Raw genomic sequence first — 17080 nt, 5'->3', positions numbered from 1 at the left:
AACGGAAGTTACGCACCAAAAAGGAAAGGAGCTTTTCCGATGTCCAGTCTGCACACCTCAACACATCCGGTACCTCATGCGAGCGGTGCACGCCGTTGGCTGGTGCTGGCCGTCGTGTCGGTGGCGCTGCTGCTCATCGTGATCGACATGACGGTGCTCTATACGGCACTGCCGCGTCTGACCCACGATCTGGCAGCGACGGCCTCCGCCAAGCTGTGGATCGTCAACGCCTACGCCCTTGTGGTCTCGGGCCTGTTGCTCGGCATGGGCACGCTCGGCGACCGTCTGGGCCACAAGCAACTGTTTCTCGCCGGTCTGGTCGTCTTCGGCGTGGCGTCGCTCGCCGCCGCCTTTGCACCGAGCGCCAACGTCCTGATCGTCGCCCGAGGTTTCCTCGGGGTCGGTGCGGCCATGATGATGCCCGCCACGCTGTCGCTGATTCGCCTGACGTTTGCTGATCCCCGTGAGCAGGCGCTCGCTATCGGTATCTGGGCGTCGGTGGCGTCAGGTGGAGCGGCGTTCGGCCCGATTGTCGGTGGCGCACTGCTCGAACACTTCTGGTGGGGCTCGGTTTTCCTGATCAACGTCCCGATCGTGCTGATCGCTTTGCCTGTGGCCTGGTGGCTGATTCCGAAGGGCGGTGCGACGTCGTCGCAACCGTGGGACTGGTTCGGCTCGTTGCTCTTCATGGTCGGTCTGATCGGCGTGACGTACGCGATCAAGAGCGCGGGCAAGCTGTCCCCCGACTGGGCGACGGTCGCCATTGCAGTTGTCGTGGGCGTCGCGTTCTTGTGGGCGTTCGTCAAACGCCAGCAGCGCAGCGCGCATCCGTTGCTCGACTTCACGTTGTTCCGTAATCCGGTGTTCGCCGGTGCGGTGGCGGCGGCACTGATGGCTGCGGCGGCTCTGATCGGCATGCAACTGGTGTTCAGTCAGCGTCTGCAACTGACGCTGGGCTACTCGCCGCTGGAAGCCGGATGGGCGGGCATGCCGTTATCGATCGCCGCCTTCGTCGCGGGACCGATTGCCGGACGCATGCTCCCCCGCACGGGCAGCGCGCGGATGCTGTTCATCTCTTTGCTGACGTCGGCCGTGGGCATGGCCGGTTATCTGATCCTGCGTGACTCGGGCCTGCTGTTGTCGGCACTGGCACTGGCGACGCTCGGTGTTGGCGTCGGTGCGACCATGACGGCGGCGTCGAGCACGATCATGCAGAGCGCACCGCCTGAGCGCGCCGGGATGGCAGCGTCGGTCGAAGAGGTTTCGTACGAACTCGGCGGTGCGCTGGGCGTGACCTTCATGGGGAGCCTGCTGACGTTCGTCTACGGCCGTTCGATGGATGTGCCGCAAGTCGCGACGCTTCCGGACACCGTGCGCGACAGCCTCGACGAAGCGCAGATCGTGGCTGAGCACTTGCCGCCGATGGCCGCCGATGCGCTGGCGACGCTCTCTAACACCGCGTTCAATCATGGGTTCGACGCCGTGATCGGCGCAGGCGCGTTCCTGCTCTTCGCCACGGCCATCTGGGGACGCTGGCACGCACGTAAGCACTAACTGCCCCTGCATGCATCGTTACCGAAGCGCGCGCTCACCCACGGGTGAGCGCGCGTTTTTTCTCGCGGCGCGATGTGAGCTCAACGCAGCGAGCACGACAACCAATGCGCGATGCGAACGCCATCGAGGCGTGACCCTTCGGGGGTGTCGCTGCCGAGCATCGTCACAATTACTGGACGCGTCTTGTGCACCATCACTCGCATCACCATGTTGTGCCCGGACTCGTTGATGAAGCCCGTCTTCTGCACACTGGCGTGCACCTTGCCGTAGCGTACCAATCGGTTGGTATTGACGTATTGCAACTGTCCCTTGCCAGTGGGCACCAACTGCTGATGATCGATCGAGTAGCGGCGAATCAGCGGATAGCCGTTCGACGCGCGCACCAACCGCGCTAGTTCACGCGCTGTCGACACATTGCGCGGCGAAAGCCCCGTGGCGTTTTCAAAACGCGTATTGGGCATGTTGAGCAAACGTGCCTTGGCGTTCATTGCCGAGATAAACGCGGGCCGCCCGCCCGGATAGTCACGACTCAGTGCGGCGGCCGCACGGTTCTCGGAGGCCATCAGCGAGATGTGCAGCATGTTGGCGCGAGAGAGCGTAGAGCCCACGGCCAGACGTGAATGCGTGAACTTCAGCGTGTCGAGATCCGCATTCGTGACCGTGAGCGGCGCGCGCATGGCCGGGCCGCTGTCGAGCCAGACAACGGCCGTCATCAGCTTCGAGAGTGACGCGATGGGGCGCACCTGATCCGCATTCAGGGCAAACAGCGGCGTATGCGTTTTCTCGTCGACGATGTACACCGCCTTCGAGAACAGTCGTTTGCGCGATGCCGACGTGAAGCCGCAACGGGCAAGCAGCCTGGGTTTGGCGTCAGTGCTCACTTGGGCTGATACCACCGCCGTTTCTCCTGGTTTCGTCGCAGTTGCGGCCGTAGCGCCTGCCGAGGCCCCCATCGCCACAGCAGCCTTCGGCACGGCCTTGCGCCGCGCGACCGTCGGCGATCGCTTCGCCGTGGACTTCGTCACCTTGGCGCGACGCGGCGGTGTCGCCTTTTTCGCGGTACGACTTGTGCGGCCCTTTGCCGCGTGAGTCGCCGCACGCTTGCGCGACGTGCTCGCTGCCGTCGCCTTGCGCTGCGGTGCGGCCTTCGCCTTTTTCGCCACCGTTTTCTTCTTCTTGACGGCGTCATGCCGACGCTTGCCTGTGCTCGTCTGATGCGCGTTCGCGGCGAGGGCGTCGCTCACCGGCAGTCCCGCGATGAGCAGAATGACGCCGAACAGCACGAGGCGCGCAATGGCAATCGCACGTGGTGGCATACGGTAAAGGCGGGGCAGGGACGGGCTGAGCAGCGGGTACCACAGGGCAGACATCTTCGCGCGGTTCCGTAGAGAGAAGGGACGAGAAAGCGATGTGCGTCGAACAAAAAATGCTCTGCGCGCGCGACGGCAACCGCCACACGAGAGATAGACGCAATCCACGGGGAAACCTGTTGGACGGCGGTCAGAGGAGGAGTTCCTGAGTTTGTCGGCGACGTATTACAAAAAGTTACAAGTGCAGAACCTTCAGCATACGAATGCTCTGCGCCCCCTGGCGACTTAGCTTTGCGCAATTGGTTATTGGACGCTGCTGGCCCCCACTTCCTAGACTGAGCGCTCGCCTGAATCGGCCTCACCTATATCGACTATCCAAGGGGAATTCGTCATGCAACGCCGTCAATTGTTTCGTCTGCTCGGTAGTCTCTCGCTCGCACTGGCCATCGGCTCGCTCGGCACGTTGGGCTCGGCGAGCGCCTTTGCTGCCGACAAACCGCTTAAGGTCGGCGTGCGCGGCGGTGTCGACGAAGAGATTTGGGAAGTGGTCACGAAGGTCGCGAAATCGCGCGGCCTGAACGTCGAATCCGTGGTGGTGAGCGGCACGGCCAGTCCGAACGAAGCGCTGAACAACGGCGATCTCGACGCCAATTCGTTCCAGCACATTCCGTTCCTGCGCGACCAGATCAAGCAACGCGGCTACAAGCTTGTGTCGGTCGGCGACACGCTGATCTCGCCCATCGCGTTCTATTCGAAGAAGTACAAGTCGCTCGAATCGCTGCCCGAAGGCGCGAAGATCGGCCTGCCGAACGACCCGAGCAATCAGACCCGCGCGCTCGTGATCCTGCGCGATCACGGTCTCATCAAGCTGCGCGACGGCTTCGACCCGTACACCGGCACGGCCACGCTCTCGGACGTTACGGCCAACCCGCGCAAGCTTCAGTTCATCGAAAGCGCATCGGTCGTGCTGGCGCGCTCGCTGCCGGACGTCGACGCGTCGGCCATCGTCAACAGCTTCGCGTATCAGGCAGGGCTGATCGCGACGCGCGATGGCATCGCGGTCGAGAAGCGCGAGAACAATCCTTACGTCAACATCATTGCCGTGCGCGAAAAGGACAAGAACGCGCCGTGGGTCGCGCCCCTCGTGAAGGCCTATCAATCGGAAGAAGTGCGCAAGTTCATCGAGGCGAAGTATCAGGGTTCGGTCGTCCCGGCGTTCTGATCCCCCACTCTCCAGTCTCATTTTCGAGGACCCCGTCGATGACAACCCGGCACACTTCCACCGCGCCCACGACCACGGTGACCCGCTTGCCCACGGCGGCAGCGCGCGAAGTCGCACACATCACCTTCGACGGACTCGGCAAGATTTACCCCGGGGCGTCGAGTGCGGCGTTGCAGGACATCGCGTTCGCCGTGCATCGTGGTGAGAGCTTCGGCATCATCGGACGCAGCGGCGCAGGCAAGTCTACGCTGCTGCGCACGATCAACGCGCTGGAGTTGCCGAGCACGGGACACGTCAAGGTGGATGGCGTCGACGTGGCGTCGCTCGACGAAGCGGCGCTGGTCGGCCTGCGTCGACGCATCGGCATGATCTTCCAGCACTTCAACTTGTTGTCGGCGAAGACTGTCTTCGAAAACGTGGCGCTGCCGCTGCGTGTTGCGGGCGTGCCGAAAGCACAAATCGCGCCGCGCGTGAATGAGCTATTAGCGCTCGTGGGACTGTCGGGCAAGGCCGACGCCTATCCCGCCATGCTCTCCGGCGGACAAAAGCAACGCGTGGGGATCGCGCGTGCGCTGGTGCATCGCCCCGAAATTCTGCTGTGCGACGAAGCGACGTCTGCACTCGACCCCGAGACGACCGATTCGATTCTCTCGTTGTTGCGCGACGTCCAGCGCGAATTTGGCCTGACGGTTGTCCTCATCACGCACGACATGGGGGTAATCCATCAGGCTTGCGACCGCGTACTGGTGCTCGATCAGGGATGCATCGCCGAGCTCGGTCCGGTCGACGAAGTCTTCGCGAACCCGCTGGCCGAAGCGACGCGTGCGCTGCTACGCCCGTTGCAACACGCCTGGCAGGGACGCCTCGCGCAAAGTGCGCAGCGCCATCAGGCCCAGGCCGTCTAATTCCTACGGAATCGCTATGCTCGACAAATATCTGCGCGCCTTCGGCGAAACGTTGCTAATGGTCACGAGCGCGTGCGCCATCGTCTTTGCGGTGGGCATGCTGATCGCCATTGTGCTGGTGATCACCGCACCGGGCGGGTTGGTCCCGCGTCCGCGCTTCAACCGTGCGTTGTCGGTCGTCGTGAATCTGTTCCGCGCGGTCCCGTTCATCATCCTGCTGGTGGCGTTGTTGCCGGTCACGCGCTGGATTGTCGGCACGACGATGGGCACATGGGCCGCCGTGGTGCCGCTTGCCGTTCATCTGATTCCATTCTTCGCGCGGGTGACGCAAGTCGGCTTGCGCGAGATCGATCCGGGACTGATCGAAGCGGCGCGCGCGATGGGCTGCCGTCGGTGGCATATCGTGCGTCACGTGCTATTGCCCGAAGCGTTGCCCGCCATTCTCGGCGGTGCGACGGTGACGGTGATTGCGATGGTCGGCGCTTCGGCAATGGCGGGCGCGGTCGGGGCGGGCGGTCTTGGTGATCTCGCCGTACGGTATGGCTATGAGCGTTACGAGACGAGTGTGATGTTCAACGTGATTGTGATTCTCGTGGCGCTCGTGACGTTGGTGCAGTTTGCGGGGGAGCGTCTCGCGCGTCGTGTGGATCATCGCCGCTGAACACTGAAGACGCACAGCATCCGACAAAAAAAGAGGCCGCATCTGCGGCCTCTTTTCATTCGTTACCCGGATCCGGCGCGGTGCCGAATCCATTCAGTCATCAATACCCGAGTGCGAGACCCGTGTTGCGACGCGGGTCGTTCGCACCGTAGAAGCGGTTCTTGCCGACCGGCTTGCCGCCGAGCGACGGTGCGCCGACGAGAATCGCCGCGATGTGGTTAGCCGGTTGCGGGCCCGCGAACTTCTGGCCCCAGCTTTCCAGGATCTTCTGCGTGTCCGGGCTCAATGCGAACGCTTCGATGTTGGTCGCTTCCGGCATCCATTGCTGGTGGAAACGCGGCGCATCGACGGCTTCCTGCAACGTCATGCCGTAGTCGATCACGTTGAGCATCGTCAGCAGCGTGGCCGTGATGATGCGGCTGCCACCCGGCGTGCCGACAACCATCACCGGCTTGCCGTCCTTCGTGACGATGGTCGGGCTCATCGACGACAGCGGACGACGGCCCGGGCCGATGGCGTTCGCCTCACCCTGAATCAGACCGTACATGTTCGGCACGCCCACCTTCGAGGTGAAGTCGTCCATTTCGTCGTTGAGCAGCACGCCCGTGCCGTTGGCCATGACCTTCGCACCGAACCAGTCGTTGAGCGTGTAGGTCACGGATACGGCGTTGCCGTCCTTGTCGATGATGGAGTAGTGCGTCGTGTTGCTGCCTTCATGCGGCGGCACACCCGGCTTGATCTCCTGCGAGATGCCAGCCTTTTGCGGGTTGATCGCGGCACGAATCTTCGCTGCGTAGTTTTTGTCGAGCAACTGTGCGATCGGGTTCTTCACGAAGTCCGGGTCGCCCAGATAGCTGTTGCGGTCGACGTACGCGTGACGCATGGCTTCGATGGTGTAGTGCACGCCCTGAGCCGAGTGATAGCCCAGCTCCTTCATCGGGTAGCCTTCGAGAATGTTCATGATCTCGCAGATCACCACGCCACCCGAGCTCGGGGGCGGTGCCGACACCACGTGATAGCCGCGATAGTCGCACTCGACCGGGGCCAATTCGCGCGTCTTGTACTGATCGAGGTCGGCCTGCGTGATGATGCCGCCGCCTGCCTTCATCGATGCCACCAGCTTGTCGGCAACTTCACCCTTGTAGAAGCCGTCGGTGCCCTTGGCGCTGATCAGCTTGAGCGTGCGGGCGAGGTCCTTCTGCACGAGGCGTTCGCCCGGCTGGAAAGGTTGGCCCTTGTTCAGGAAGATGGCGCCCGAGTTGGCGCGGTCTTTCTCGAAGTCCTTGGTGGACGTCCACAGCATGTCGACGTCGCCCTGATCGAGCACGAAACCCTTGTCGGCGAGCGTGATGGCCGGTGCGAGCAGTTGCTGACGCGTCTTCGTACCGTACTTCTCGCGCGCGTATTCCATACCGGACACGCTGCCCGGGACGCCGACGGCCAGATAACCGGTCGTCGAGGCGCCCTTGATGACGTTGCCGTCCTTGTCGAGGTACATGTTGGCCGTTGCAGCGAGCGGGGCCTTTTCACGGAAGTCGAGGAAGGTCTTGCGGCCGTCTGCGAGCTGGATCGTCATGAAGCCGCCGCCGCCGATGTTGCCCGCTGCGGGGTACACCACGGCGAGCGCGTAACCGACCGCGACCGCTGCGTCGACGGCATTGCCGCCGGCCTTGAGCACGTCGACGCCGACTTTCGAGGCGAGGTGCTGGGCCGTCACGACCATGCCGTTCTGCGCGCCGACCGGTGCCTGCGATGCCGCGTGAACGTTGAACAGCGCGCAGCTCAGAGCTGTCGCTAAGAGCGCTTTAGTGAAGGTTGGGTTTTTCATCGTCTTTCTGTGGTTCTTATGGTGAGCGAGATGGAGGTAGCTGCAACTGCTGGAGCTTCAACTGCGCTAGCGACGGACACACGACGGGCAGCTCGCCCTCGCCCATGTGCCTCAGCGGGCGACACGGTTGCGGGGTGATGTCTCCGCTGCCTATACCGACGTTGCGACGTGCGGGAACAATCCCGTCGACCATCGAACGTTAACGCATAACGGGTAATTGGGGAAAGATGCGCCAAAAGTCCGGGCGACGGGCCACAACGCGACTTCGGGTGGCTCTGGACAATTCGCAAAATCGTGCGCTCGCCCTCACAGGCCTTGGACGACGCGCATTTCACACGATATGGGGTCAGATATCGATGGAGGTTTGTCCGTCGAAACGGAGGGGATCACGAAGCGAAACGGCGCGAAAAGTTCGGAATCCACTCGTTGTTGTTGCGCGATCACCACGCTGTCATGTGACCCGAGTATTAGCGAATCGAAGTTGGAAGGCAAGCGCGACTTGCACGGATAACGGGCAGATAACGGGCAAATAATGCCGTGTTGAGCAGGATTGAACTGCGTGTTGAGTTTTGATGCGCGATGAATGACGCGAGCATCCCTGGCGGCGCTCGCGTCTTCGCTGCCGATTAAATCAACAGGTCTTCGTAGAAAGCGCCGAACGCACGCGTCGGATGCGCGATCTGAATCTCGAGAATCCACAGGCCGCCGTTGGGCGTACCTTCAAAATCACCGAGCTTGCCACCCTTATAGATGGCGTGCGGGAAGTCGCTCACGCGATGACCCTTGATGTCGAGATTGAGCACCCAGCCCATTGCCTCGGCCTGTGCCTTCGCGAATTCGTACAGGGCCTGACCGTTCACCCCTTCGGTGCGCCAATGCTGGTGGACGATGTCGAACAGACGCTTGGCGTCGTCCGCGCAACGCTGCATCTCGGGGTCGCTGCCGGTCGTGCGCGTGAACCCGCAATCGCCTTCGTGCGCGCCGAACACCACGCCGATGTCGATGAAATAGATGTCGTCGTCGCCGAGCACCGGGTCGCTATCGCTGCGCTCGCTGAACGTGCGCAACGTGTTTTCGCCGAAGCGGATCAGGACCGGGTGCCAGATGCGGTCCATGCCGAGCGTGCCAAGCAGCGTCTTGCTGGCGGCAATGGCTTCCGACTCGCGCATGCCAGGCTTGATCAGGGCGGCGATTTTCTCGGTGGCTTCCCACGTGAGCGCCTGTGCACGTTGCATGGCTTCGACGCTGTACTTGGTTCCGACCGCTTCGCGCCGGGCTAACTCCGTCAACTCCATCGAATTTCTCCACTGATTATTCTGATCGGGGGGAACGCCAGTCGCGTTGCAACCTGCGGAACAGACGTCATGGTGTTTAGGATAAAGCCTAACTTGTATAATTCGAAGCGCCATTTGTTGCGCAGTGGATTGGGCCACTTTGCCTCGGATCGACGATTCGACCGCAGTGACACCGACGCGCTTCCATCCCTTTTTGCAGCCGCCTCATGCGCCGACGCCACCTCAGCCAGCCGCTGGAACTGCCGCTCTCCGCTCGTCACGAGAAGGAGACGCGTCAGGCATGGGTCTACCGTTGCGTGCGCGAGCGCATCGTCGCGGGCGAGTTGCGCCGCGGTGATCGTCTGCCCTCTACACGAACGCTGGCGGAGCGGTGGGGGGTGTCGCGCGGCATCGTCGAGCTGGCGTTCGAGCAACTGACGCTCGAAGGCTATGTGGCGAGTCGCGTTGGGGCGGGCACGGAAGTGGTCGCGGACTTCTCCGGGGCGGTGGCGACACCGGCTGCCTCCGGTCAAGCAAAGCGCTCGACGCAACCGCTACCCGAAAGCGCTGCGTCGCTCGCGTCGAAAACCGGCCGTTCGCCCGATGCCGCGTTGTTCTCGCTGCCCGTCTGGCGCAAGCATATGAACCGCGCGCTGCGGGCGGTCACCCCCGAATTGTTGGCGGACACGGACCCGCGCGGCTATTTGCCGCTGCGCGAGAGCATCGCTCGCTATGTGCGCATGACGCGGGGCATCGCCTGCGAAGCAGACGAAATCGTGGTGACGACCGGCATTCGCCATGCCATCGATCTCGTCACGGAAGTCCTCGCGAACGACGCCACGGTGTTCTATCTCGAAGACCCCGGTTACAAGAATCTGTCGACGCTGGTGCGTGCGCCGTCGCAGCGTTGCGTGAGCGTGCCTGTCGACGACGAGGGCTTTGTCGTGGAGGCCGCCGACCATGCGGGGGCGGGGCGTCCCGGCATCGCCTACGTGACGCCTGCGCATCAGGCGCCGCTTGGCACCACGATGTCGATCAATCGCCGCATGCAACTGCTGGAGTGGGCAAGCGCGCGCGACATCTGGATCGTCGAAGACGACTACGACAGCGAGTTCAGCTACGGCAGTGCGCCTTTACCTGCGCTCAAGGCCATCGACACGCAGGCGCGCGTGATTCATTGCAGCAGCTTCAACAAGTCGCTGTTTCCGTCGCTGCGCATTGGCTATTTGCTGGCGCCGCCAGTGCTGCTCGCGCGAATCGCGGGGCAGCGCTCGGCGTCGGGACGTTCGAACAGCCTCATCGAGCAGATGGCGCTCGCGAGCTATATCGATGGCGGGGATTTCGCGCGACATTTGCGCGCCTCGCGCAGCGTGTATCTCCGACGTCGGAATCTGCTGCTGGAGACGTTACGCGCGAGGATGACGGCACCGTGTCGCATCACCGGCGATCACGCAGGTTTTCACTGCGTGCTGTGGCTGCCGTCGCAGGTGGACGAGGCGGCGCTTGTCGAGACGCTGCGCGCGCAAGGCGTGTTCGTGGAAGGACTCAAGGAGTTCACCCGGGAGTTCACCCGGGCGCAGACGGTGCCCCCGGCTCTGGTGCTCGGCTACGCCGCGCTCGACGATGCGCGGCTGCCGGAAATTGCGACCTGTATTGCGACGTGTATCGCGACGTCTATTCGCCGCGCTTGCGAAGTTCGAGCCGAATGACGAACCAGCCTGCGACGGCCGACATGATGGCGAGTGCGTACCACGTCAGCAGATAGCTCATGTGGTTGTTCGGGAACTGCACCACGGTCAGACCGCCCACGGGATAGTCGCGAGCTTGCGACTGAACCTTGCTGGTCATAGCTTCCGCATCGTTGGTGATCGCGTTTGCACCGGCACCCGCGTTCGCGCCCGGTTTGCCGTCGGCGTCCACGAAATACGGGGCGACGTCGGACGCGTTGAGACCCCGCGCCGCCGCAATCGCGACCACGTCACGCGAATACCAGAGGTTCTCCGCCGGGGCATTCTTGCGCAGGAAGCCACCGATGGGCTCGGGCATGCGCAGCAGACCCGTCACCGTGACTTCACCTGCCGGGGCGGGCGGCACCGACTCTTTCCAGCCCGGCGGCACGAAGCCTCGATTGACCAATACTTCGCCACCCTCTGCCGTGCGCAGCGGCGTGAGCACCCAGTAACCGCCGCCCAGATCCGTGACGGCCTGCACGAGCGTGTCCTTATCGAACTGGTAGGTGCCGGTCAGGGTGACATGGCGATACTCGTCCTTCTCTGCGCTGACGTCGGCCCATTGTGCGCGCGCGGGCGCGGCCGACGGAGGCGCGTGCACGCGCGAATTCACGCGTTCGATCAGATCGAGTTTCCACGCGCGGCGTTGCAGCTGCCACGTGCCGAGCGAGACGAAGAGGGAAATCAGCACCAGCGTGATGACGCCGAGAATCACCACGCGAAGGGGAGATGTGCGGGAGGGGGCGCCGGAAGCGCGCGGGGGACGCTGTGCGTCCCCCGAATCGTGAAGTCGATCGCTACTCAAGGGAAATGCCGTTCAAGGGAGGTTTTTCGTATCCTGCATCATACCCGGCATCATGTTTTGGTTCAGGTGATACATCACCCACAGCGAGCCTGAGAGCGTGATGACGACCAGCACGATCGTGAAGATCAGCGACAGCATGTTCCAGCCGCCCTCGGACTTCGCGTTCATATGCAGGAAGTAGATCATGTGCACCACGATCTGGATCGCCGCGAGGAACAGGATCATGATCGCGGTCGTGCTCGATTTCTCGAACACGCCACCCATGACGAACCAGAAGGGAATCGCGGTGAGCACCACCGACAGAATGAAACCGGTCGCGTAGCCGCGCAGCGTGCTGTGCGGCCCCTCATTGCCATGATCGTCATCATGGTCATGCCCGTGGGCATCGTGCAAAGTCGAGTCATGGGTGCTCACGGCAGCACTCCCATCAGATAGACGAACGTGAAGACGCCGATCCACACGACGTCCAGAAAGTGCCAGAACATCGACAGGCACATCAGCCGCCGACGGTTCGGTGCGTTCAGACCGTGCTTGCCGATCTGCACCAGCAGCGTGATGAGCCAGATGATGCCGAACGTGACGTGCAACCCGTGCGTGCCCACCAGCGTGAAGAACGACGACAGGAACGCGCTGCGCCACGGCCCGGCGCCCTCATGAATCAGCGTGGCGAATTCGTACAGTTCGAGCGAAAGGAACGCCGCACCGAGCAGCCCCGTCACGATCAGCCAGCCGGTCACAGCGCTCTGGCGGCGCTTTTGCATCTCCAGCATCGCGAAGCCGTAGGTGATCGACGAGAGCAGCAGGAACGTGGTGTTGACCGCCACGAGCGGCAGTTCGAACAGCTCCGCGCCGGTCGGCCCGCCCGCGTAGTTGCGACCGAGCACGCCATACGCCGCGAACAGACAGGCGAAGACGAGACAGTCGCTCATCAGATAAATCCAGAAGCCGAGCAACGTGCCACCCGGCGGGTGGTAATCCGTCGACATCATGAACTTCAGGTCACCCTCGCGCGGTGGGGAGGGGGCGTGGGCGCCGCCGCCGAGCGGCACGCCTCCGACAGGCAGCGGTGCGGTCGTGTCAGACATGCTGGGCGAGCAGTCGCGTGCGCGCTGCCTCCGTGTGTTCGACCTGATCGGCCGGGATGTAGTAGTCGCGGTGATAGTTGAACGTGTGTCCGATGGCCGTCGCGATCAGTGCGACGAAGGCGACGATTACCACCAGCCACATATGCCAGATCAGCCCGAAGCCGCACACCGTGGCGAGCCCCGCGAGGATGATGCCCGCGCCGGTGTTCTTTGGCATGTGAATTGGTATGAAGCCATCCAGCGGGCGCTTGAAGCCGTGTTGCTTCATCTGCCACCAGGCGTCGTTGTCGTGAATGAGCGGCGTGAAGGCGAAGTTGTAGACCGGCGGCGGCGACGACGTCGACCATTCCAGCGTGCGCCCGCCCCACGGATCGCCCGTCTCGTCGCGCAGTTGATCGCGACGCATGTAGCTCACCACCAGTTGGATGATGAAGCAACCGATACCGATGGCGATGAGCAGCGCGCCCACGGCGGCGACCTGGAACCAGATCTGCAACGACATATCGTCGAAGTGGCTCACGCGTCGCGTCACGCCCATCAGACCGAGCAGGTAGAGCGGCATGAACGCCACGTAAAAGCCGATGAACCAGAACCAGAAGGAGCATTTGCCCCAGAACGGATCGAGCTTGTAGCCGAAGGCCTTCGGGAACCAGTAGCTGATGGCGGCGAACACGCCGAACACGACCCCGCCGATGATCACGTTGTGGAAGTGGGCAATCAGGAACAGGCCGTTATGCAGCGAGAAGTCCGCAGGCGGTACGGCGAGCAGCACACCGGTCATGCCGCCGATCACGAACGTCACCATGAAGCCGATCGTCCAGAGCATGGGCACTTCGAAGTGGATGCGTCCGCGATACATCGTGAAGAGCCAGTTGAAAATCTTGGCCCCGGTCGGTATCGAGATGATCATCGTCGTGATCCCGAAGAACGAGTTCACGCTCGCGCCCGAGCCCATCGTGAAGAAGTGGTGCAGCCACACGAGGTACGACAGCACCGTAATCACGACCGTGGCGTAGACCATCGACGCGTAACCGAACAGTCGCTTGCCCGAGAACGTCGCCACCACTTCCGAGAAAACGCCGAACACCGGCAGCACGAGAATGTAGACCTCGGGGTGACCCCAAATCCAGATCAGGTTCACGTACATCATGGCGTTGCCGCCGAGATCGTTCGTGAAGAAGTTGGTCCCGGCGTAGCGGTCGAGGGCGAGCAGGGCGAGCACGGCGGTGAGCACCGGGAAGGCGGCCACGATCAGCACGTTGGTGCACAGCGACGTCCACGTGAACACCGGCATGCGCATCATCGTCATGCCCGGTGCGCGCATCTTCACGATGGTCACGAGCAGGTTGATCCCCGAGAGCAAGGTGCCGACGCCTGCGATCTGCAAGGCCCATATGTAGTAATCGACGCCCACGTCCGGGCTTTGCAGCACGCCCGAGAGCGGTGGATACGCGAGCCAGCCGGTGCGCGCGAATTCGCCCACGAACAGCGACATCATCACGAGCACCGCGCCGCTGGTCGTCATCCAGAAGCTGAAGTTATTGAGGAACGGGAAGGCCACGTCGCGCGCGCCGATCTGGAGTGGCACCACGAAGTTCATGAGTCCGGTCACGAGCGGCATCGCCACGAAGAAGATCATGATCACGCCGTGCGCGGTGAAGATCTGATCGTAGTGGTGCGGTGGCAGATAGCCCATGTTGTCGCCGAACGAGACCGCCTGTTGCAGGCGCATCATCGCGGCGTCTGCGAAGCCGCGCAGCAGCATGATGATGCCGAGGATCACGTACATGATGCCGATCTTCTTGTGATCGATGCTCGTGAACCACTCTCGCCACAGGTAGCCCCACAGCTTGAAGTAGGTGATGGCGCCCAGTACCACGACGCCGCCGATCGCCACCCCCGCAAAGGTCGCGAGGAGGATCGGTTCGTGGTACGGGATCGCCTCTAGCGTGAGGCGACCGAAGATCAGCTTGACGATGTCCATAAGCTCGAACCTGGGATCATTCGCGCGCGAGGCGCATCATTGTCGACGGTTAGGCGCAGTGCGCGTCACGGGTAGGTCGTCGCGAGTCGGCTTCACGAAGTCACTGCGCGAGCGCAGTCCCCGGGGCACGTTGCGCGTCGGCGGCGAACTGCACGGTGTTCTGTGCGGTACACATCGCATCGGCGAGCAACGCATCGGTCTTGCGCGAACCGGCCCGGCTGGCGTGCGCGTGATTCGGTTGATCCATCATGTCCTTCAGGCAGGTCTGTCCCTGCTGAACGCAACGGTTCAGAATCGCGTCGTAGAGGTCGGGCGCTACGTCGGCGTAATACTTGACCGGCACCCACTCGCTCGGTTTCGCGAGCGCCTCGTACTTGTCGCGCGACAGGTTTTCGCCCTTCGTCTTGACCTGTTTCACCCACGCGTCGAATTCGTCCGCCGTCATGCCGTGGAACTTGAAGCGCATGCCGGAGAAGCCCGCGCCGCTGTAGTTCGCAGAGAAGCCGTCGTACACGCCGGGCTTGTTGATGACCGCGTGCAGCTTCGTCTCCATGCCCGGCATCGCGTAGATCTGACCGGCGAGCGCGGGGACGAAGAACGAATTCATCATTGTGGTCGACGTGATTTCGAAGCGGATCGGACGGTCGACCGGCGCAGCCAGTTCGTTCACGGTCGCGATGCCCTGGTCGGGATAGAAGAACAGCCACTTCCAGTCCATCGCCACGACCTGCACCGTGAGCGGACGCGTGTCGGGCGGAATCTCCCGTTTCGCATCGATGCGCTCAAGCGGCCGGTATGGATCGAGCTTGTGGGTGCTGACCCACGTGAGCGCCCCCAGCGCGATGATGATCAGCAGCGGCGCGGCCCAGATCAGCAGTTCGAGCAGCGTGGAGTGATCCCATTCGGGGGTGTAGACGGCGTTCTTGTTCGATGCCCGGTATCGCCAGGCGAACAGCAATGTCAGCACGATCACCGGCACGATGATCAGCAACATCAGAACAGTGGAAACGATGATGATGTCCCGCTGCCTTACCGCGAGATCCCCCGAAGGCGACATCAATACGGTATTGCAGCCGGACAGCAGCGCGAAGGCGGGGAGTAAAAGTACCCCGCGGAGGAACTTGGGGGAAGTCATGCTGCGATCGATGGAACCGTAGCCTTAGACCGTACCCATCATGGACCGCCCTCCCTGATGCATCAATTTAGGGTAAACCCTATAGCGGCAATTCGAGATACCTGCGATGCTTTTCTGGCACGAGTGTCATCGTCATCCCGATCCGCGAGGGGGTCCGATAATGTCAAGCAGTGCTCATCAATCGCCGACGCCACCGGGGGTACCCGGCGCGCCGACAGCGCACGATCACGGGAGCAAATCTCGCATCGCGCCTGAGGAAATCGCGGTCGGCGTGGTTGTCGGACGCGCTTCCGAGTACTTCGACTTCTTTGTGTTCGGCATTGCTGCCGTCCTCGTGTTTCCACACGTTTTTTTCCCGTTTGCGGACGGCCTTCACGGGCTACTGTACTCGTTCACGATCTTCTCCTTCGCCTTCATCTCGCGCCCGTTCGGCACTGCGCTCTTCATGAACGTGCAGCGCCGCTGGGGACGCAGCGTCAAGCTCACGGCGGCGCTGTTCGTGCTCGGTACGGCCACGGCGGGCATGGCCTTCCTGCCCGGGCATGCCGTGATCGGCGACAAGGCCATCTGGTTACTCGCCTTCTTCCGTCTGGTACAGGGCATCGGCTTCGGCGGCTCGTGGGACGGCTTGCCGTCGCTGCTGGCGATGAACGCCCCGCCGCAAAGGCGCGGCTGGTATTCGATGATGGGGCAACTGGGCGCGCCGATCGGCTTCATCATCGCTGCGTCGTTGTTCCTGTTCCTGCACTGGAGCCTCGATCCGGACGACTTCCTCACCTGGGGCTGGCGTTATCCCTTCTACGTCGCGTTCGCCGTGAACGTGGTGGCGCTATTCGCGCGGCTGCGTCTGGTCGTGACGAACGAATACACGGCCATGCTCGAAGAGGGGCAACTGGAGCCGATCAGCACGCGAGAGATGGTGCGCTCGCAGGGCTACAACATCTTCCTCGGCGCGTTCGCGGCGCTGGCAAGTTATGCGCTCTTCCATCTGGTCACGGTGTTCCCGCTCTCGTGGGTTTCGCTGCAAAACACACAGGATCTGAACAGCGTGCTGATTGTGCAGCTCTGCGGTGCGGTCATCGCGATCATCTGCACGGTGATTTCCGGACGCATTGCCGACCGCATCGGCCGACGCACGACATTGGGCCTTTTCGCTCTCTTCATCGGCGTCTTCGCCCTGTTTGCACCGTTCCTGATGGGCGGCAGCTCGGTGGGGCAGGACATCTTCATTCTGGTCGGCTTTGGCCTGCTCGGCCTGTCTTACGGACAGGCGGCCGGCACGGTGACGTCCAACTTCGAGCAACGCTTTCGCTACACCGGGGCGGCGCTTACGACGGACTTCGCGTGGCTGTTTGGCGCGGCGTTCGCACCGCTTGTGGCACTCGGATTATCGGCCGAGTTCGGGCTGATCGCCGTGAGCGGCTATCTGCTCTCCGGCACGGTCTGCACGCTGCTCGCACTGCGTATCAACAAGGCGCTCGAAACGAAAGACTGAACGCCAAACGCCGCTCAACAATTTCACCTCACGTTGTCTCCCGCCAACGGCGCGATAAAGTTCGCGCCGTTGACATTTGTGCGACATGTTCG

Annotated in this window: 13 protein-coding genes and 1 pseudogene; 6 read left to right on the top strand and 8 right to left on the bottom strand. The window is 62.6% G+C overall.

Annotated elements, in window-relative coordinates; all coding sequences use genetic code 11:
- Positions 1-39 precede the first annotated feature (39 nt).
- Positions 40-1554 (top strand): MFS transporter, encoded by a 1515-nt coding sequence (locus NA29_RS19015; protein WP_052253064.1) that lies wholly within the window; start codon positions 40-42, stop codon positions 1552-1554.
- Positions 1555-1634: 80 nt separating this feature from the next.
- Here NA29_RS19015 and NA29_RS26385 read toward each other — a convergent pair whose 3' ends face one another.
- Positions 1635-2924, bottom strand: coding sequence for a serine hydrolase (locus tag NA29_RS26385; RefSeq protein WP_224786896.1), 1290 nt, complete (start codon positions 2922-2924; stop codon positions 1635-1637).
- 331 nt (positions 2925-3255) lie between these two features.
- Between NA29_RS26385 and NA29_RS19005 the strand changes: the two genes are divergently transcribed.
- The 3 genes and pseudogenes from NA29_RS19005 to NA29_RS18995 all read left to right on the top strand — a co-directional run bounded on the left by NA29_RS19005 (position 3256) and on the right by NA29_RS18995 (position 5652).
- The gene (locus NA29_RS19005; protein ID WP_039400524.1) at positions 3256-4086 is read left to right on the top strand and encodes a MetQ/NlpA family ABC transporter substrate-binding protein; all 831 of its coding nucleotides are present in this window, start codon (positions 3256-3258) and stop codon (positions 4084-4086) included.
- A 38-nt stretch (positions 4087-4124) separates the two neighbouring features.
- A pseudogene (locus NA29_RS19000) lies at positions 4125-4955 on the top strand (methionine ABC transporter ATP-binding protein); the annotation flags it as partial.
- A gap of 52 nt (positions 4956-5007) precedes the next feature.
- Positions 5008-5652 (top strand): methionine ABC transporter permease, encoded by a 645-nt coding sequence (locus NA29_RS18995; protein ID WP_039400521.1) that lies wholly within the window; start codon positions 5008-5010, stop codon positions 5650-5652.
- A 100-nt stretch (positions 5653-5752) separates the two neighbouring features.
- Here the strand turns inward: NA29_RS18995 and ggt are convergent, their stop codons facing one another.
- Together ggt and NA29_RS18985 are read right to left on the bottom strand one after the other, a co-directional pair.
- A complete protein-coding gene (ggt, locus tag NA29_RS18990) occupies positions 5753-7375 on the bottom strand; it encodes a gamma-glutamyltransferase (RefSeq protein WP_224786901.1) in 1623 nt (540 codons plus the stop codon).
- 731 nt (positions 7376-8106) lie between these two features.
- Positions 8107-8775 carry a M24 family metallopeptidase gene (locus NA29_RS18985; RefSeq protein ID WP_039400516.1) on the bottom strand — a complete coding sequence of 223 codons (669 nt, stop codon included), beginning with the start codon at positions 8773-8775 and terminating at the stop codon, positions 8107-8109.
- A 206-nt stretch (positions 8776-8981) separates the two neighbouring features.
- On the opposite strand from NA29_RS18985, the gene pdxR reads away from it, so the two are divergent.
- Positions 8982-10463 carry a MocR-like pyridoxine biosynthesis transcription factor PdxR gene (gene pdxR / locus NA29_RS18980; RefSeq protein ID WP_052253062.1) on the top strand — a complete coding sequence of 494 codons (1482 nt, stop codon included), beginning with the start codon at positions 8982-8984 and terminating at the stop codon, positions 10461-10463.
- Here pdxR and NA29_RS18975 read toward each other — a convergent pair.
- From NA29_RS18975 to cyoA, 5 genes are all read right to left on the bottom strand, one after another.
- Complete coding sequence (locus tag NA29_RS18975; protein ID WP_306592131.1) at positions 10429-11289, bottom strand: SURF1 family protein; 861 nt, start codon at positions 11287-11289, stop codon at positions 10429-10431. The two genes, pdxR and NA29_RS18975, sit on opposite strands and share 35 nt — an antisense overlap.
- Positions 11290-11301: 12 nt before the next feature.
- Positions 11302-11703, bottom strand: coding sequence for a cytochrome o ubiquinol oxidase subunit IV (gene cyoD / locus NA29_RS18970; protein ID WP_039400513.1), 402 nt, complete (start codon positions 11701-11703; stop codon positions 11302-11304).
- Positions 11700-12374 (bottom strand): cytochrome o ubiquinol oxidase subunit III, encoded by a 675-nt coding sequence (gene cyoC, locus NA29_RS18965; RefSeq protein ID WP_039400510.1) that lies wholly within the window; start codon positions 12372-12374, stop codon positions 11700-11702. The genes cyoD and cyoC overlap by 4 nt, the downstream gene beginning before the upstream one ends.
- Entirely contained in the window at positions 12367-14358 is a 1992-nt protein-coding gene (gene cyoB / locus NA29_RS18960; RefSeq protein WP_039400507.1) for a cytochrome o ubiquinol oxidase subunit I, read from the bottom strand. Before cyoB ends, cyoC begins: the two co-directional genes overlap by 8 nt.
- Positions 14359-14458: 100 nt before the next feature.
- On the bottom strand, positions 14459-15493 hold the full coding sequence (gene cyoA / locus NA29_RS18955; protein WP_052253061.1) for a ubiquinol oxidase subunit II: 1035 nt from the start codon (positions 15491-15493) through the stop codon (positions 14459-14461).
- Between the two features lie 160 nt (positions 15494-15653).
- Between cyoA and NA29_RS18950 the strand changes: the two genes are divergently transcribed.
- The gene (locus NA29_RS18950; protein WP_039400502.1) at positions 15654-16988 is read left to right on the top strand and encodes an MFS transporter; all 1335 of its coding nucleotides are present in this window, start codon (positions 15654-15656) and stop codon (positions 16986-16988) included.
- Positions 16989-17080: the final 92 nt, after the last annotated feature.

The organism is Pandoraea sputorum, from assembly GCF_000814845.2.
GTDB classification, from domain to species: Bacteria; Pseudomonadota; Gammaproteobacteria; order Burkholderiales; family Burkholderiaceae; genus Pandoraea; species Pandoraea sputorum.
Note: the sequence above shows the minus strand (reverse complement) of the source record. Positions and strands in the feature narration are given on the sequence as shown.